This window comes from Halomonas sp. I5-271120 (assembly GCF_030553075.1).
Classification (GTDB): Bacteria; Pseudomonadota; Gammaproteobacteria; order Pseudomonadales; family Halomonadaceae; genus Onishia; species Onishia taeanensis_A.
Map to the genome: position 1 here is coordinate 1,633,441 of NZ_CP130701.1, position 18,170 is coordinate 1,651,610.

An 18,170-nucleotide genomic window follows, 5' to 3' on the forward strand; every position below is an offset into this window, starting at 1 on the left:
GCCATGTTTCACGTAGAACATTGGCCTGCAAGCTAACGTCATGAAAGAGCTTCCACATGGCCCATGGCGCTGACCAGGCGATCACACGTCCAGGTTGGCCACCAGAGCAAAGCGCTCGATAAAGTCACGACGCGGCTCCACCTCGTCACCCATCAGGGTGTTGAACATCATGTCTGATGCTACCGCATCCTCGATGGTCACCCGCAGCATACGACGGGTATCCGGGTTCATGGTGGTGTCCCACAGCTGATCGGGGTTCATTTCCCCCAGCCCCTTGTAGCGCTGGATAGAGAAGCCGCGCTGGGCCTCCTTCATCAGCCACTCGAGAGCGTCGTAGAAGGTCGTGATCGGCTGCTGACGCTCGCCGCGGGACACGTAGGCGCCCTCTTCGAGCAGGCCTTCCAGCGTATCACCAAGGCCAGTCATGGCCTGATAATCGACGCTGCGGAAGAAGTCCATGCCCCACACATAGTCCGTCGAAACACCGTGAGCGGTCAGGGTCACCGCCGGCAGGAAGAGACCACGTTCCGTATCTTCCTGGAGTTCGAAGGTATAGCGCGGTCCACCCTCATAGGCGATCAGCGCATCCATCTCGACCTGCAGCTGATCGACCCAGCGCTGCATCCGGTCGCGATCCTTGAGGCTATCCTCACCCGCCAGGCTCTCGGCATGCACGATCTTGCGCAACACCTCGCTGGGATAGACCCGTGCCAGGCGATCGATGCGGTTCATGACATCACGATACTGCTGCACTAGCGCCTCTAGCTGCTCACCACCAATCCCCGGCGCATCCGCATTAACGTGCAGACCAGCGCCATCCAGCGCCGTGGTGGTCAGGTAATTGACCAGTGCCTGCTCGTCCTTGAGGTAGCTCTCCTGCTTGCCTCGCTTGATCTTGTAGAGCGGCGGCTGGGCGATAAAGACGTGGCCCCGCTCGATCAGCTGCGACATCTGACGGAAGAAGAACGTCAGCAGCAGGGTTCGGATATGCGACCCGTCTACGTCGGCGTCGGTCATGATGATGATCGAGTGATAGCGCAGCTTGTCGGGATTGAACTCCTCGCGACCGATGCCACAGCCCAGGGCCGTGATCAGGGTGCCGACCTCGACTGAGGACAGCATCTTGTCGAAGCGCGCTTTTTCGACGTTAAGGATCTTGCCCTTGAGCGGCAGGATCGCCTGAGTGCGACGATCACGCCCCTGCTTGGCACTGCCACCGGCCGAGTCACCCTCGACCAGGTAGAGTTCAGAAAGGCTAGGATCCTTCTCCTGGCAATCGGCCAGCTTGCCGGGCAAACCGGCAATATCCAATGCGCCCTTGCGGCGCGTCATATCGCGGGCCTTGCGAGCCGCCTCACGGGCACGGGCGGCGTCGAGCATCTTGTTGACGATCGCCTTCGCCTCGTTGGGCCGCTCGACCAGATACTCGGAGAACTGCCGGCCCATCTCCTGCTCGACGGCCGTCTTGACCTCGGAGGACACCAGTTTTTCCTTGGTCTGGGAGGAGAACTTGGGATCCGGCACCTTGACCGAAATGATTGCAGTCAGTCCCTCACGAGCGTCGTCGCCCGAGGTGTTGACCTTCGCTTTCTTGAGCAGCCCCTCCGCCTCAATGTAATTGTTGAGGCTGCGGGTCAACGAGGCTCGGAAACCGGCCAGGTGCGTACCGCCGTCACCCTGAGGGATGTTGTTGGTGTAGCAGAAGATGTTTTCGGCAAAGGTGTCATTCCACTGCATCGCCACCTCGACGCCGACGCCGTCTTCGCGCTCCACGTTAAAGTGGAAGACCGGATTCAGCACCGACTTGTTGGTATTGAGGTGATCAACGAAGGCCTTGAGACCGCCCTCATAGTGGAACAGCTCTTCCTTGCCACTGCGCTCGTCCATCAGACGAATCGCCACCCCGGAGTTCAGAAAGGACAGCTCACGCAGGCGCTTGGCGAGAATATCGTAGTGGAACTCGATGTTGGCAAAGGTCTCTGGCGACGGCCGGAAGTGGACCCGGGAGCCGCTCTTTTCCGATTTGCCGACCACCGCCAGCGGTGAGGCAGGCACACCATGGTGATAGATCTGCTCATGGACCTGGCCCGCACGCCAGATGGTCAGCTTCAACTCTTCAGAGAGCGCATTGACCACCGACACCCCTACCCCATGCAGGCCACCGGAGACCTTGTAGGAGTTATCGTCGAATTTGCCGCCGGCGTGCAGCACGGTCATGATCACTTCTGCCGCCGACACGCCCTCTTCCTCGTGGAGGTCGGTGGGAATGCCGCGTCCGTTGTCGCTGACCGTAATTGATTCGTCGGGATGGATGACAACGCGAATCTCGCTGCAGTGCCCGGCCAGTGCTTCATCGATGGAGTTGTCTACCAGCTCGAACACCATATGATGGAGACCGGTGCCGTCATCGGTGTCACCGATATACATGCCAGGACGCTTGCGTACGGCATCCAGCCCCTTGAGTACCTTGATGCTCGATGAGTCGTAAGCCTGTTCGCTCATTGACTACTCCGTCGTGAAGTCTTTCATTCCGTATGCCGCCAGCCGGCCATGTTCCACGTGAAACATGGCCACTGGCGTTGTCGACTGCCATACCCCGGAGAGAACATCGGGGTCGACAGTAGTGATGAACACCTGGCACTCCATGCGCTCCAGCCACCGGCAAAAAACACGGCGATGGTTGGCATCGAGTTCGGCAGGCAGGTCATCGATCAGATAGATGCAGGTGCGCCCGGTGGACATCTCCAGCAGCCGTCCCTGTGCCAGCTTCAGTGCGCTTACCACCAGTTTTTGCTGGCCTCGCGACAGTACCTCGACCGCCGGCCGGCGCTGCACGCGAAGCTTCAGATCCGCCCGCTGCGGGCCCTGTTGGGTAAACCCCATCTGACTGTCGCTTTCCCGTCCCTGCCGAAGGACCTCAGCCAGGGTCCGCTGCCGATCCCAACCGCGCGAATAGCGAAGGCTCAGACCAGGAAGCGGCAACAACTCGGCGAGCGTGTCCTCGAAGACCGGGAGGAAGGCGTCCATATAGGCATGTCGCAAGGCGTCAAGCCGTTCACTCCACTGCGCCAACTCGTGGTCCCAGACATCCAGTGAACGACCGTCAATTCTATCACGCCTGAGCAGCGCATTCCGATGTTTCAGCGCCCTGCGTACGCGACGCCAGGCCTCGAGGAAATCGTGTTCCACGTGAAACACGCCCCAGTCGAGAAACTCGCGGCGGGATGAGGGAGAGCCCTCCAGCAAGCGAAAGGCGTCGGGATTGATCAGCTGCAGGGGGAGCGCCTCGACCAACTGAGAGACTCGCGCCACTCGCTCACCCGCCATGCGCATTTCCAGCTCAGACTGATCACGGCGGCGCCGGATGCCTACCGGCAGCGGTGGGTCGCCGACCAGGCGCCCATGCAGGGTCATCGTCTGATCGTCATGATCGATGGCATGCTTGAGCTGCTGGGTGCGAAAGGAGCGCCCCATGCCGAGGATATGAATCCCCTCGAGAAGGCTGGTCTTGCCGCTGCCGTTGGCCCCGACGATGACGTTGATCCCCGGTTGCGGCGCCATCTCCAGACTGACCAGATTGCGAAGCCCCATGAAGGCGAGACGGTCGAGGGTCATGACACGCTTCCCGGGATGCCCGGCGCTCCGGGCATCATCCGTGGTACAGAGGAGGGAGAGATCAGAGACGCATCGGCATGACGACGTACATGGCATCGCCGCCACCCGGCTCCTCCATGAGAGCACTGCTGTTGGGGTCAGCCAGCGTCATCTGTACACGATCCTCGTCAAGAACTCCAAGTACATCAATGAGATAGCCAACATTGAAGCCGATTTCCAGGGCTGGCCCGGAGTACTCGATGGCCACGTTCTCCTCGGCTTCTTCTTGCTCGGGGTTATTGGCCATGACCCGCAGGTTGCCCTCTTCGAGGTGCAACCGAACGCCGCGATACTTCTCGTTGGAGAGAATCGAGGTACGTGACAGCACCTGACGCAGTTCGGCACGGTCCGCGATGAACACCTTGTCGCCATTGCGTGGCACCACCCGCTCGTAGTCCGGGAACTTGCCATCGACCAGCTTCGAGGTGAAGGTGAATTCACCGGTGTGGGCACGCACATGAGTGGAGCCGAGCGTCAGGCTGACCGGCTCATCGCTGTCATCGAGCAGGCGTGAAAGCTCAAGCACCCCCTTGCGGGGCACGATCAGCTTCTGGGCCGGTTCGACTTCGATATCGGCCGGACGCGAGCAGACCGCCAGACGGTGACCGTCGGTGGAGACGGTGCGCACCAGGTTGGAGCGCAGCTCGAGGAGCATGCCGTTCAAGTAGTAGCGAACGTCCTGCTGGGCCATGGCGAAGGAGGTCGAATCGATCAGGTGCTTGAGGGTGCCCCGCGGCAGGCTCAGCTCGACGCTGCCCTGGCCGTCCTCGATATTGGGGAATTCCGCCACCGGCAAGGTCGACAGGGTGAAACGCGAGCGACCGCTGCGCAGCACGGCACGCCCGTCTTCCAGCACGAACTGAATTTCCGACTGCTCGGGCAGCGACTTGCAGATATCCATCAGCTTGCGCGCCGGCACCGTGGCCGAGCCGGGCTCATCGACCTGAGTCGGGGCCGTACGGCCGATCAGTTCGACCTCGAGGTCGGTGCCGGTCAGGGCCACCTGGGTGTCCTGGACCTGAATCAGCACATTGGAGAGTACCGGCAGGGTCTGGCGACGCTCGACCACGCCGGCGACCAGCGCCAGGGGGCGCAGCAGGGCTTCGCGGGAGATGGAAAATTTCATGTGTGCTCCACTCTTGTCCTGAATTCGATGACGTGATGCGAAGGTAACCGGTCGGCGGCCATCAGCTGGTCAGCAGGCGCAACAGGTTCTTGTAATCTTCGCGGATGTCCGCGTTCTCTTCCTGCAACGCCTGCACCTTGCGGCAGGCATGCAGCACCGTGGTGTGATCTCGCCCGCCGAAGGCGTCGCCGATCTCCGGCAGGCTGTGGTTGGTGAGTTCCTTGGCCAGGGCCATGGCTACCTGGCGGGGACGCGCCACCGAACGCGAGCGACGCTTGGAGAGCAGATCAGACAGTTTGATCTTGTAGTACTCGGCGACGGTGCGCTGGATGTTGTCGACCCCTACCTGCTTGTCCTGCAGGGCCAGCAGATCCTTCAGGGACTCACGAATGAAATCCTGAGTGATCGTCTTGCCCATGAAATGGGAGTCGGCGATGACCTTCTTGAGGGCCCCTTCCAGCTCACGCACGTTGGAGCGAATCTTCTGAGCAATAAAGAAGGCCGCATCATGGGGCAGGTCGACCTTGGCCTGATCGGCCTTCTTCATCAGGATCGCGACCCGGGTCTCAAGCTCCGGCGGCTCGATGGCAACCGTCAGCCCCCAACCAAACCGTGACTTCAACCGCTCCTCCACCCCACTAATTTCCTTGGGATAACGGTCGGACGTCAGGATCATCTGCTGGCCGCCTTCAAGCAGCGCATTGAAGGTATGGAAGAACTCTTCCTGGGAACGCTCCTTGCCGGCGAAAAACTGGATATCGTCGATCAGCAGGGCATCCACGCTGCGGTAGAAGCGCTTGAAGTCATTGATGGCATTGAGCTGCAGTGCCTTGACCATGTCGGCCACGAAACGCTCGGAATGCAGGTAAACCACCTTGGCGTTCTCGCTGCGGCCGGCCAGTTGGTTACCCACCGCGTGCATCAGGTGCGTTTTACCCAGACCCACGCCGCCATACAGAAACAGCGGATTGTAGGCGCCACCGGGATTCTCAGACACCTGGCGAGAAGCGGCACGGGCCAACTGGTTCGACTTACCCTCAACGAAGGTCTCGAAGGTGAAGTTGGGGTTGAGGCCGCTCTGATGCTTGAGACTACCCTCGACCTGTACCTGGCGGGCGTTGCCGGCAGGCCGCCGGGGCCCCTCATCACGCATCTGATCAATCTCACGCTCATCGGCGAAATCGCCCCGCGGCGGCGTATGCACCGCCGGTGCGGCCTGCACCGGACGCGACCCGGCGGAAACCGGATTGCCCAGCTCACGGGGTTGAGGCGCCGGAGCGGCTCGCCGACTGCCCACCGTCAGCGACACCTTGGGAGGCTTCGCCGGAGACAGTTCACGCATCAGTTCGCTGATGCGCTTGGCATACTTGTCACTGACCCAGTCACGGACGAAGCGATTGGGGGCCAACAGGCAAAGCTCGTTGGACTCCCCTTCTTCCGCCTGCAAGGGACGGATCCAGGTATTGAACTGCTGGGAACTCAGTTCGTCCTGCAGGTAATCCAGACATTGTTGCCAAAGAGCGACAGACACGCGACCTCACCAACCGGTTGACGAAAGACCCGCATTGTAGCGTTCGAGGCTCGGGTTATCCACATGACGGGGCATGGATTTCCCCCTGTGGACAACCATGCGCCTGTCCACTGAAGAACTCTTGGATGAACCTGAGGGAAACCTTGGGCTGTGGACAGCTCTTGATCTTGTCATCAGCCTGTCCCCCGGATGTCCTCTTGACATTGACCGTTTGCACACAGGCTTGTCGCTAGTATAAAAAACTGTAATAGATGACTTATCCTGACTTATCCACAAATATTGTCCCCACTATTAGTAACAACATCAGTAAGAAGGTCTAATAATAGTTATTGAAGCAGTCATCGTGTTTTAAGCACCTGCGGATGCTTGCCGGGTGACCGGTCACTCGATGCCACTGCAGCGGCGATAGCGGAGAAAAGACCACGAGAGGTCGACGGAAAAATTGCACCGAGACGGCGAATTCACTAGAATTCCCGGTCTTGAGCCGAATCTACCCGGGTTCCCCGTCGGAGCCAGGGCTTCGCCAATTTGACGTCATGTCCAATTAACCACGTGGGAATCAATAGTTATGAAACGCACCTTTCAGCCCAGCGTCCTCAAGCGCAAGCGTAACCATGGCTTCCGTGCACGCATGGCCACCAAGAATGGTCGCGCCGTCCTCGCACGTCGTCGTGCCAAGGGTCGCAAGCGTCTGAGCGCGTGATCTCAGATTGCACTTGCCCCATCAGGACTTTCCCCGGTCGCTGCGCCTGCTGAACGCCGGGGAATACCGTCACGTCTTCGACCATGCGTCACTCAAGGTTCACGGCAAGGGGATGCTGGCTCTCGCCTGTCATAACCCGCTTGGCCACCCTCGAGTCGGCATGGTATTCAGCAAGAAGACCGTGCGACGAGCCGTCGATCGCAACCGTCTTAAGCGCCTCGTGCGTGAATCCATTCGTCACCAGCAGCATCGCCTACCTGCCGTGGACATCATCGTCCTGGCCCGGCGCGGCGTTCATGAGCTGGATAATGACACTCTGCATCGCCAGCTTCATGGCATGTGGCGGCGTCTGGAAAAAGACGTTCGCAAGCAGTCGACCTCGCTGTCCTGATCGGACACACCGGCGATCCTCGGAGCCTGCCCCTGGCAGGCTTTCGTGTGTATTAACGGGGCAACAATCACTGCACTGCAGAATGTTCATTTTCCATCGGGCAGGACCCTCATGGACGTAAAACGACTCCTACTGTTGATTCCTCTCGCCGTACTGGCCTACCTGCTGGTCGTACAGTGGAACCAGGACTACGGCCAGGTCACCGCAGAAACTCAGGCGCCCTCGGTTGCCACCAGTGGCGAACCCACTGGCCAGGACAACCCCGATGAGGCGTCGGGCCTGTCGGTACCGACGACTTCTTCGAACCCGCAAGGGTCATCGGATCTTACCGGCAACATGAGTGATCCAGCGGCTGCCAACGACAACAGCCGTGCACTGGTCGCCGTGACCACCGACGTGCTCGACGTACGCATCGATCCGCAAGGCGGCGATATCGTCTATGCCGCCCTGCTCGATCACAAGCTGACCAATACTTCTGACCAGCCCTTCGTATTGCTCTCCGACAACGCGAATCGCAGCTTCGTCGCCAAATCGGGCCTACAGCTAGAGGGGCACGAAGGACGGATTGGCTTCACGCCGAGCCAGACCGACTATCGCCTCAGCGAAGGCGACGACAGTGTGGTGGTAGAGCTCAGCGCCACGGTCAACGGCGTCGATGTGACCAAGCGCCTGACGTTCCAGCGCGATACTTACGCCGTCAAGGTCAACTACTTCCTCAACAATGACCGTGAAGAGCCCGTCAGCGCGCGCTTCATCGGCCAGCTGGCCCGGGACAATAGTGCCGATCCGAGCACCGGCTCCGGCATGGGCATGAAGTCCTTCCTGGGGGCGGCCTACTCCTCGCCGGAAAACCACTACCAGAAGGTGGATTTCGAAGAGATTCAGAACGGTAGCTTCAATAACCGTGACGTCGAGGGCGGCTGGGTTGCCATGATCCAGCACTACTTCACCACGGCCTGGGCCCCCCAGCAGAGCCAGCAGAACCTCTACTACGCCGCGACCGACTCCCGTGGGCGCAACGTCGCCGCCTTCGCCGGGCCGCTGCAGACACTGGCACCGGGCGGCGAAGCCGATCTCGGCGCCACCGTCTACATGGGACCGAAGGTGCAGGAGCGCCTCGAGGCCGTGGCGCCTCACCTGGAGCTGACCGTGGACTTCGGCTGGCTGTGGTTCCTGGCCAACCCGCTGTTCTGGCTCCTCGACCACATCCATGACCTGCTCGGCAACTGGGGCTGGTCGATCGTGGTGCTGACCATGCTGGTCAAGCTGGCCCTGTTCCCGCTGTCGGCCAAGGCCTACAAGTCGATGGCCCGCATGCGCAAGCTGGGGCCCGAGATGCAGCGTCTCAAGGAACAGTTCGGCGATGATCGCCAGAAGATGTCCCAGGAGATGATGAAGTTCTACCAGAAGGAGAAGATCAATCCTCTGGGGGGCTGTCTGCCGATCGTGATCCAGATGCCGGTGTTCATCGCGCTGTACTGGATGCTGATGGAATCCGTCGAACTGCGTCACGCGCCCTTCATGTTCTGGGTGCAGGACCTGTCGGTGAAGGATCCCTACTTTATCCTGCCGATCCTGATGGGTGCATCCATGTTCGTGCAGCAGCTGCTGAACCCGACGCCGCCGGATCCGACCCAGGCGAAGATCATGAAGATGCTGCCGGTGATCTTCACCTTCTTCTTCCTGTGGTTCCCGGCTGGCCTGGTGGTCTACTGGGTGGTTAACAACAGTATCTCGATCCTTCAGCAGTGGTTCATCACGCGCAACATCGAGAACGACCCAAGCGTTGGCAAAGGCATGAAAACCAAAGAGTGATCTTGGTCACCGCCACGCTCCCAGACCCCCGCCCCGGCGGGGGTCTGGCGTTTCTGCACCCTTCACGGGACAATCCCGTGACCTTGTCACCGGAGTCACCATGGCCGCCAGTCGTCTCTATACCCAGGACACCATCGTCGCCCTCGCCACCCCACCCGGACGCGGAGGTGTAGGCATTGTGCGCGTCTCAGGGCCGCTGTGCGCAGCGATCACTCGGCACATGCTGGATACCCTGCCCCGCCCGCGCCAGGCCCACTACGGGCCTTTCCGAGGCCAAGAGGGTGTGATCGATGAAGGCATCGCCCTCTACTTCGAGGGCCCACATTCTTTCACCGGCGAAGACGTGCTGGAGCTGCAGGGGCATGGCGGTCCGGTGATCATGGATCTGCTGCTCGAATGCTGTGTGCAGCAGGGTGCGCGACTGGCCCGGCCAGGCGAGTTCTCTGAGCGCGCCTTCCTCAACGACAAGCTGGACCTGGCCCAGGCCGAGGCCATCGCCGACCTGATCGATGCCAGCTCTCGCAGTGCCGCCGAAAACGCCCTGCGCTCGCTGCAGGGCGAGTTCTCGACCCGGGTCGATGCTCTCGTTCAGCGATTGATCGAGCTGCGGATGTACGTCGAGGCGGCCATCGACTTCCCCGAAGAGGAAATCGACTTCCTGGCCGACGGCAAGGTCGCGGCAATGCTCAGCGCGGTCAAGGAAGAACTTGCCGAGGTGCGCATCAGCGCCGGCCAGGGGGCCCTGATGCGCGAGGGCATGAGCGTGGTGATCGCCGGGCGACCCAATGCCGGCAAGTCGAGCCTGCTCAATGCCCTGACCGAGCAGGACACCGCCATCGTCACCGCTATTGAGGGCACCACCCGAGACGTTTTGCGCGAGCATATCCATATCGACGGCATGCCGCTGCACGTGATCGATACCGCCGGGCTTCGCGACACGCCGGATGCCGTCGAGCAGATTGGCGTTGCCCGCGCCTGGGCGGAGATCGAAAAGGCCGACCGGGTGCTGCTGATGGTCGATGCCAGCATCAGCGAGGCCACCGACCCGATGACCATCTGGCCGGAATTCGTCGCTCGACTTGCCGATCCGTCCCGCCTGACCCTGGTCCGTAACAAGGTCGACACCAGCCAGGAAGCCCCAGGACTCGATTTATCCACACCCACACCGGTGGTGCGCCTTTCGGCGAAGACCGGAGAGGGTGTGGATAACTTGAAGGAGCACTTGAAGACGGTGATGGGCTTCTCCGCCACCACCGAGGGCCGCTTCTCGGCCCGCCGACGCCACCTGGATGCCCTGGATCGTGCGACCGCGGCACTCGAAAACGGTGAGGCCCAGCTGGCGGGCTACGGGGCGGGAGAACTCCTGGCCGAGGATCTTCGCGATGCTCAGCAGTCCTTGGGCGAGATCACCGGCGAGTTCAGCGCCGACGATCTGCTTGGCGAGATATTCGGCAGTTTCTGCATCGGTAAATGACGACACGCCACACTGCCGGCCCCCCCCGGTGCGATCGCGCAATACGGCCGCGCCGGGACCGCTCTAATCGAAGAACAGCGCGCCGGAACCCCGTTTTGACAAACGACAAATACGAAGTGACCGCTTACTCACCAACCCACCATCCACTCTCGTGGCGCCCCTGAGGGGCCAGACGCGCACGGTTCAGCGACATCGTTTGATTCAGGATCTCATCGAGGCCCCAGGGGGGATTCATCACCAGCATGCCGCTGCCGTACATGCCATGAGAGGCGGTACCGGGATCCTGGAGGATGAACTCACTGCGCCACAGCTTGCGAAGGCCCGCCCGCTTCACCTCGTCGAGCAAGACGTGGTGTCGCCCTGCCGGCAGCAGCGGATACCAGATCATCACTACCGCATGACGGGCCTTGCGGCCGATCTCGCTGAGGGTGGCGGCCACCTCGGCATACTCTTCCTTGCGCTCGTAGCTGGGATCGATCAGCACGCACAGCCGCGGTGTAGCGACCGGCAGCCGCTTCTTGAGCCCTTCCAGCCCGTCGCCATGGATGCGCCAGGCGTTGCTGGGCAGGGCCTGCCCGCTCAGGTGATCGTGCTCTTTGGGGTGCAGCTCGTAAAGGCTGAGCCGATCCTGCGGGCGCAGGACATGAGTCAGCCACCAAGGCGAGCCGGGATAGACCGCGAGACGCGGCTCACCTTCAGGACGTGCCTCGCGCTGGGCCAGAACAAGTGCATCGAGCCACTCGCCGAGCAACGCATCACTCTTTCTCAGGGCCTCCCGTCCTTCCCAGAGCGGCGCCACCCCTTGGCGGTACTCCTCGAGCTTTCGGGTCTCCTCGGCGTCTAGGGGATAGCTTCCACGACCGGCATGCGTATCGACATACGTAATAGGTGATTTCTTACGTAATAAGTGGCGCGTAACGGCAAAAAGCGTCAGGTGTTTATGAACGTCGGCGAAATTGCCGGCATGGTAGGCATGCTGATAGGCAAGCATAGTCGAATCCATGAAAAAGACCCGCGGGCTTGCTGGCAGGCCCGCGGGTCAGAATGCGGCCTGCCAGGGCAGGCGCAGGATGGTGTATTACTGCTGTTGCATCGGGGTCAGGGTGATTTCGACCCGACGGTTCTGGGCACGCCCCTCTTCGGTGTCATTGCTGGCGATAGGCTGGTTTTCCCCATAGCCGGTCATCGACAGGCGCATGCCGGCGACACCGGTTTGAGACAGGTAGTTGCCCACTGCCGAGGCACGCCGCTCGGACAGGCGCTGATTGTAGTCATCAGCCCCCGTGCTGTCGGTGTGGCCGGCAATGTTGACGCGCGTCTCCGGGTACTGCTGCAGCACGTTCGAGACATCATTCAGGGCAGAGCGTGCTGCAGGTGTAAGGTCGCTGGAATCGAAGGCGAAGGTCACGCTGCTCGGCATGTTGAGGATGATGTTGTCACCCTGGCGTTCCACGCCGATACCGGTTCCCTGCATGCTCTCGCGCAGCTGCGTTTCCTGGCGATCCATATAGGCGCCGATACCACCACCGGCAGCGGCGCCCACCGCAGCACCGATCAACGCACGGTCACGGCTGCTGGAACCACCACTGCCACTGACCATACCTGCCATGGCACCGACGGCAGCACCGATGGCGGCACCGGTACCTGTCTTGCTGCGTTGGGTTTCACCGGTGTTGGGATTGGTAGTCGTGCAGGCGGCAAGCGTCAGGGCAGCAGCCAGCGGCAGGGCAAGGCGGAAGTATTTGGTCATGCGGTTCACACTCCTTGGGGTCACGAGCTCGTCACCTTGGGTTAGTCGTCACTGACCATAGCCAAGAGATCATTGAGAAACAACAAGCCCTGAGAAGAGGCTCGCAGATGCGAGGGATCTTCCACAAGTAATCCTTTATTACGTGCTTCCTTAAGCGACCGTTCCAACCTGTCGGGGGAGCGGCCGGTATGTCGTATCCAGGTGTCCATAGGGACGCCATCAACCAGGCGTAGCGCGTTCATCGCGAATTCAAGCACCAGGTCCTCTTCAGGGATACGCTGGTGACCGGCGACAAAACCGCGTGGATCATTCAGGCGGCGCAAATATGCCTCGGGCTGGCGGCTCTTCCAGCGGCGCTCGATCTCCAGACCCTGTACCCCCGGCCGGCTCAACTTGCCATGGGCGCCGGCACCAATGCCCAGATAGTCGCCAAAGGTCCAGTAGTTTAGGTTATGACGGGCTTCACGTCCGGGGCGACTGTAGGCCGAAATCTCATAGCGATGGAAACCGGCCGCTTCGAGTTGCGCATGGCCCTTGTCCTGAATGTTCCAGAGCGTTTCTTCCTCGGGCAAGGCCGGCGGATGGGAATGAAATTCGGTATTGGGCTCGAGCGTCAGCTGGTACCAGGACAGGTGGTCAGGACCAAGCGCTAACGCCTGCTGAAGGTCATTCTCCGCCAGTGCAGAATCTTGCCCCGGCAGGCCATGCATCAGGTCAAGATTGATATTATCAAACCCTGCAGCCCTTGCCTGTTCGAAGGCACGCTTGGCATCGTCGCCGCTGTGAATGCGCCCCAGCGCGGCCAGTTGGGTTGACTGGAAACTCTGGATGCCAAGCGAGAGCCGATTGATCCCCGCTTCCCGATACCCTTCGAAACGATCGTGCTCGACGGTACCGGGGTTAGCTTCGAGCGTGATCTCGATGTCCTCGGCCAACGGCAACCTGAGGCGAAGCTCAGTGATGAAACGTCGATAAAAGTCGGCCGACATCAGGCTCGGTGTTCCCCCACCGATAAAGATGCTGACCAGCTCACGTCCTGCGGCCAAGGGTAGATCGGCATCAAGATCCGCCAGCAACGCCTTAAGGTAGGCGTCCTCCGGAAGGTCTGCTCCATAGCCCACACCGTGGGAGTTGAAATCGCAATAGGGACACTTGCGAACGCACCAGGGGACATGGACATAGAGCGCGAGAGGGGGCAAAGCACTCATATTGCCAGTTGCTCCAGCAATGCCTGCATGGCCTGGCCTCGGTGACTGACACGGTTCTTCTCATCGCCATCCAGTTCGGCGGCTGACCGGCCAAGGGATGACAGCCAGAAAAGCGGATCATAGCCGAACCCACCCTCACCCCGTGGCGAGGAAAGGATCTCGCCATCCCAACTGCGTTGCACGATCAGGGGAACCGGATCCTCGGCATGGCGCAGATAGACCAGCACACACCAATAGCTTGCCATGCGATGACCATCGGGAACCCCGGATAAGGCATCGAGCAGCTTGCGGTTGTTGGCGTCATCGCTCTTCGGCTCACCCGCATATCGAGCAGAGTAGATACCGGGGGCGCCATTCAAGGCGTCCACGGCCAAGCCAGAGTCATCGGCGAGCGCCGGCAAGCCACTAACACGACACGCTTCGCGTGCTTTGAGCAGCGCATTCTCGACGAAGGTAAGGCCGGTTTCCTCTACCTCCGGCACCTCAAACTCTGACTGAGGGTGCACAGCATACCCCTGGGGGGCCAGAAGGCGATGAAACTCCTGCAGCTTTCCGCTATTTCCGCTGGCCAATACCAGTCGTTGCGTGGTCATCATCATTTCGGCTCCTGCTAAGGAAATGCCACCATTTTACGCCCCTGGCTACGCCAGTGACATCCAGTGCCGGAGAAGGGGGATAGGCAGAGAAGATTATGAAAGCCATCGAAAAGCACTAATACAAAAAAATCCACAATCAGTTACATTATGGAAATCAACTCAGCTTTAGGCTTCAGCCGACTCATCCTGATCCTGATGAAATAAACTAAGTAATTGATATATATAGATTAATAAGACAGTGATGGCGGCTCGCAATTCCCGTTCTGGACAGCAGCTAAAAGCCCTTTTTGTAACTAAACTTTACAAATTGGCAGGAACAAGCAACGCTTAGGTGCAAGATCAGCTATATATTAGATCAGATGAGGCTTCATCCTATCGGATGATGAAAATTTCGCCGGAGTACAGGTCATGAATCATCCAGGCACTTCAATCCTGCTCGTCACAGACTGCAACCCGCAGTCTCAGCTCTTCATCAACTATATCCATGAGCAGTTGGAGGAGACGGTCACTGCCCTGCCGCCGGATGCACAGGTCATTCCAGAGGGCAGTAGCAAGAACATCGTATTGCTGGACATGAATCATGTGGCCGAAGAGGCCATTCAGCAATGGCACAACCTGTCACTGGAGGATGAGACCGTGGTACTCGCGGCCCTGAACCTTCGCGACGAGGATCACGCTGCAGACTTACTGGCTGCCTTCCACCTGCAGGGCGTTTTTTACCGTAACGATAGTTTGCTGTTGACCTGCAAGGGGATCAATCGACTCATCGAAGGCGACCTTTGGATGTCGCGTAGTCTGATGGCACGCCTGATAAACTTCTACCGGCAGCAGCAGCGCAATGCGTATCGCCCGGTTTGCGGGCTGACGCACCGTGAAATGGAAATCATCAGCCTGCTGAGTTCTGGTGCCTCTAATACCGATATCGCCGACAAACTGTTTGTCAGCGAACATACCGTGAAGTCTCATCTTTACAATATTTTCAAGAAAATCAAGGTCCACAATCGTATTCAGGCAATGAACTGGGCACGACAGAACCTGGCGACCAGCCCTGCCCCATTAAAAAAAATTCTCAAAGGCGCTTGAGCAAAGACCCCAAATAGCCGGCTTTACCTTCGTTTTTAAAGATAAAGGTGAATCGAATGGACTCACCTGAGTTCTTCATTTTCCCTCAGGAATGCTCTCCACATATTCAGGAGAAGCTTCATATTCTCAAGGAAAAGGGCTGGGTAGGCATTTCATCTGCTGAGCTGGCAGTCAAGTCACAGAGCGATGAAAGTGACATACCTATCGGACTGATACCTATCTTCAGCTCTGATGAAGGCGTGCTATCTGCGATTGAAGAGTCCATCAATGCCTATCCAGATGTAGAATGGGTCGGATGGCTGAGATCTGGATCGTCTTCTTTAGAAGATAATGCTGTACTCGAGACGTTTATATTACGCAATCTTTTCGTCTTTCACGAGCAACACGATTCCACTGAAGACATTATCGTTTCATTAGTTCGCTGCAAGACAATGTCAATGTTAAGGAAATCAAATAGTGGAAGAAGCCCTCGCGAGGGAATGAAGCACGGTAGCATGTTACAAATGTTGGGGAACACAGCCTCGATGCAGGGGCTTTTTTGTAACATCAAAAAAGTGGCCGCAGTCGATGCTCCAGTGTTTATTAATGGCGAGTCCGGAACAGGGAAAGAGCTGACAGCCAGAAGCATTCACGAGATTTCATTACGTAGAAATGGCCCTTTCAATGCTGTCAATTGTGGTGCCTTGCCGACCCACCTTATTCAATCCGAGCTTTTTGGCCATGAAAAAGGGGCCTTTACAGGAGCGGTGAAACGCAAGATTGGACGCATCGAGGCAACTCAAGGAGGAACGCTTTTCCTAGATGAAATAGGGGACCTGCCGCTCGAAATGCAGGTTAATCTTTTACGATTTTTAGAAGATCATAAGATACAGCGCATTGGTGATACAGCTGAAATATCAGTAGATGTAAGGGTATTAGCGGCGACTCATGTCGATCTTAACAAGGCAATAGAAGAAGGAAAGTTCCGAGAGGATTTATATCATCGATTAAATGTACTACATATCTCAGTACCACCCTTGAGAGAACGCAGCCAAGATATTGGACTTATATCCGACCATTTCTTCAATAAATTTTCAGGTGAGGCTAGCACCAGGGCCCGTGGCTTCAGTCAGGATAGCAGAGCCGTGATGCAGCAATATCAGTGGCCAGGCAATGTCAGGGAGCTCATCAACCGTGTGAGGCGCGCTACGGTGATGTGTGAGCATCGTTTAATTGCGCCTGAAGATTTGGGGCTGGAACGACGCAGTCATGACTGGCGAGAGCCGCTCACCCTGGAAAAGGCCCGCGAGATGGCCGAGCATGAAGTCATCAATGCCGCTTTGGTCAGAAACAAGTATAAGGTGCAAAAAGCAGCCAAGGAGCTTGGTGTTTCCCGTGTAACGCTCTATCGCTTGATGGAGAAGCATCATCTTTCTCGTCATGCTTCCGAAGGAAGTCAACCCAAAAAAACCACCTTTGAACCTTCCAGCATAATAAAGCTATCCTCTTTATAGTGGTTAGATAACTCATTATTTTCAATAATTTTTTTATCCTCGGCGTAAATTCCTTGAGGCCGGCTATAGATGAACTAAGCTTGCCTAAGGGTATGTAAGAAAATAAGCATTCATCATTAGCTAGCACATCATACCTAACGCGAGCAAACCAACATGATCGAGTCCAAGCGATCAAAACGTTGTTGGGGTCAAAAGGGCTGAAAGGCGAGGGGACGACTATGCACGAGATGACCAAAAGGGTGATCGTTTTACCCAGTCTGTTAACAATGATGGTGGCTGGATCCTCATATGCCCAGACATCTGACGATCAGAGCATGGAGCAGGTAGGGCAGCCGCCTCCTGCACAGGAAACACAGCCAGAAATTCAGTCTATTCCCGATATCGGCGGGGTACTAACGCCTCAAGGTCGGTTTGTACTAGAGCCGGAATTTCAGTACTCACACTCCAGCGTCAATCGACTGACTTTCCGGGGTATCGAAATACTCAGCACTCTGCTGGTCGGCGCCTTGTATGCCGAGGATGTTGATCGGGACACCTGGACGACGTCGCTCACTGGACGCCTGGGGGTGACCAACCGTCTGGAGCTCGAGCTCAAGGTGCCTTATGTCTACCGCGAGGATACGGTTAATAACACCATCGCAGAGGTCACTCCTTCTACTAACCTGACCAGCTCTCGCTCCGGGGATGGCTTGGGCGATATTGAAGTCGCTGCCCACTACCAGCTCAACCGTAATCTCGATGGCGGTCCCTTCTACATCGGTAACCTGCGCTACAAGTCAACAACTGGCAAGAGCCCCTTCGAGATCGACCGTACTGATGTTGGAATAGAGCGTGAACTGGCCACAGGTTCAGGCTTTCACTCTATCGAACCCAGCCTTACTATCCTGTTTCCGTCAGACCCGGCCGTCTACTTTGCTAACATCGGTTATCTTTATAATATCAAGGATGACGTCAATGAAAGAATCGGGGACTTCGTCATCGGTGAGGTGGATCCCGGTGATGCCATTCGCCTGAGTTTCGGGATGGCCTACTCTATCAACCAAAAGTCGTCCTTCACGCTAGGTTATAAGAACGATTTTATTGGTAAAACTGACACAGAGTTCACCAACCCTGATACCGGGGTTACTACTACACAGACGGGGGCATCACTTAACATCGGCTCTATGCTACTTGGATGGTCCTACCAGCTTGATCCCGATGTCGCGCTGAGCTTGAACCTTGAGTTCGGTATCACTGACGATGCTCCCGATACCACACTGACGCTACGTGCTCCTTTTGGTTTTGATATGTTCTGATAAAAAGGGTTGTTGATAAAAAAAGAAAAGGCCTTCATAGAAGGCCTTTTT

At 58.0% G+C, this 18,170-nt stretch carries 15 protein-coding genes; 7 read left to right on the plus strand and 8 right to left on the minus strand.

Annotation, left to right across the window (positions count from 1 at the left end; genetic code table 11):
• Nucleotides 1-81 precede the first annotated feature (81 nt).
• The 4 genes from gyrB to dnaA all read right to left on the minus strand — a co-directional run bounded on the left by gyrB (nt 82) and on the right by dnaA (nt 6,311).
• Complete coding sequence (gene gyrB, locus Q2K57_RS07275) at nt 82-2,502, minus strand: DNA topoisomerase (ATP-hydrolyzing) subunit B (RefSeq protein ID WP_112055679.1); 2,421 nt, start codon at nt 2,500-2,502, stop codon at nt 82-84.
• A 3-nt stretch (nt 2,503-2,505) separates the two neighbouring features.
• Entirely contained in the window at nt 2,506-3,615 is a 1,110-nt protein-coding gene (gene recF, locus Q2K57_RS07280) for a DNA replication/repair protein RecF (protein WP_112055678.1), read from the minus strand.
• A gap of 61 nt (nt 3,616-3,676) precedes the next feature.
• On the minus strand, nt 3,677-4,780 hold the full coding sequence (gene dnaN / locus Q2K57_RS07285) for a DNA polymerase III subunit beta (protein WP_112055677.1): 1,104 nt from the start codon (nt 4,778-4,780) through the stop codon (nt 3,677-3,679).
• 61 nt (nt 4,781-4,841) lie between these two features.
• Nucleotides 4,842-6,311, minus strand: a complete 1,470-nt coding sequence (gene dnaA / locus Q2K57_RS07290) for a chromosomal replication initiator protein DnaA (RefSeq protein ID WP_112055676.1) — start codon at nt 6,309-6,311, stop codon at nt 4,842-4,844.
• 568 nt (nt 6,312-6,879) lie between these two features.
• On the opposite strand from dnaA, the gene rpmH reads away from it, so the two are divergent.
• The 4 genes from rpmH to mnmE all read left to right on the plus strand — a co-directional run bounded on the left by rpmH (nt 6,880) and on the right by mnmE (nt 10,694).
• Nucleotides 6,880-7,014 carry a 50S ribosomal protein L34 gene (rpmH, locus tag Q2K57_RS07295; protein WP_092388829.1) on the plus strand — a complete coding sequence of 45 codons (135 nt, stop codon included), beginning with the start codon at nt 6,880-6,882 and terminating at the stop codon, nt 7,012-7,014.
• Nucleotides 7,015-7,027: 13 nt separating this feature from the next.
• Complete coding sequence (gene rnpA, locus Q2K57_RS07300) at nt 7,028-7,405, plus strand: ribonuclease P protein component (RefSeq protein WP_092525433.1); 378 nt, start codon at nt 7,028-7,030, stop codon at nt 7,403-7,405.
• Between the two features lie 111 nt (nt 7,406-7,516).
• The gene (gene yidC, locus Q2K57_RS07305; RefSeq protein WP_304526470.1) at nt 7,517-9,220 is read left to right on the plus strand and encodes a membrane protein insertase YidC; all 1,704 of its coding nucleotides are present in this window, start codon (nt 7,517-7,519) and stop codon (nt 9,218-9,220) included.
• Between the two features lie 100 nt (nt 9,221-9,320).
• Nucleotides 9,321-10,694 (plus strand): tRNA uridine-5-carboxymethylaminomethyl(34) synthesis GTPase MnmE, encoded by a 1,374-nt coding sequence (mnmE, locus tag Q2K57_RS07310; RefSeq protein ID WP_304526471.1) that lies wholly within the window; start codon nt 9,321-9,323, stop codon nt 10,692-10,694.
• A gap of 124 nt (nt 10,695-10,818) precedes the next feature.
• Here mnmE and Q2K57_RS07315 read toward each other — a convergent pair whose 3' ends face one another.
• The 4 genes from Q2K57_RS07315 to rdgB form a co-directional block, all read right to left on the minus strand.
• The gene (locus tag Q2K57_RS07315) at nt 10,819-11,685 is read right to left on the minus strand and encodes a 23S rRNA (adenine(2030)-N(6))-methyltransferase RlmJ (protein WP_304526664.1); all 867 of its coding nucleotides are present in this window, start codon (nt 11,683-11,685) and stop codon (nt 10,819-10,821) included.
• A gap of 87 nt (nt 11,686-11,772) precedes the next feature.
• On the minus strand, nt 11,773-12,444 hold the full coding sequence (locus Q2K57_RS07320) for an OmpA family protein (protein WP_112055672.1): 672 nt from the start codon (nt 12,442-12,444) through the stop codon (nt 11,773-11,775).
• Nucleotides 12,445-12,485: 41 nt separating this feature from the next.
• Nucleotides 12,486-13,652 carry a radical SAM family heme chaperone HemW gene (gene hemW, locus Q2K57_RS07325; protein ID WP_112055671.1) on the minus strand — a complete coding sequence of 389 codons (1,167 nt, stop codon included), beginning with the start codon at nt 13,650-13,652 and terminating at the stop codon, nt 12,486-12,488.
• Complete coding sequence (gene rdgB / locus Q2K57_RS07330) at nt 13,649-14,248, minus strand: RdgB/HAM1 family non-canonical purine NTP pyrophosphatase (protein ID WP_304526665.1); 600 nt, start codon at nt 14,246-14,248, stop codon at nt 13,649-13,651. The genes hemW and rdgB overlap by 4 nt, the downstream gene beginning before the upstream one ends.
• A gap of 408 nt (nt 14,249-14,656) precedes the next feature.
• On the opposite strand from rdgB, the gene Q2K57_RS07335 reads away from it, so the two are divergent.
• The 3 genes from Q2K57_RS07335 (at nt 14,657) to Q2K57_RS07345 (ending at nt 18,119) form a co-directional block, all read left to right on the plus strand.
• On the plus strand, nt 14,657-15,331 hold the full coding sequence (locus Q2K57_RS07335; protein WP_112055670.1) for a LuxR C-terminal-related transcriptional regulator: 675 nt from the start codon (nt 14,657-14,659) through the stop codon (nt 15,329-15,331).
• Nucleotides 15,332-15,387: 56 nt separating this feature from the next.
• Complete coding sequence (locus tag Q2K57_RS07340) at nt 15,388-16,824, plus strand: sigma-54-dependent Fis family transcriptional regulator (protein ID WP_304526472.1); 1,437 nt, start codon at nt 15,388-15,390, stop codon at nt 16,822-16,824.
• A gap of 218 nt (nt 16,825-17,042) precedes the next feature.
• Nucleotides 17,043-18,119: a transporter gene (locus Q2K57_RS07345; protein ID WP_304526473.1), complete on the plus strand. Its 1,077-nt coding sequence runs from the start codon at nt 17,043-17,045 to the stop codon at nt 18,117-18,119.
• Nucleotides 18,120-18,170 lie beyond the last annotated feature (51 nt).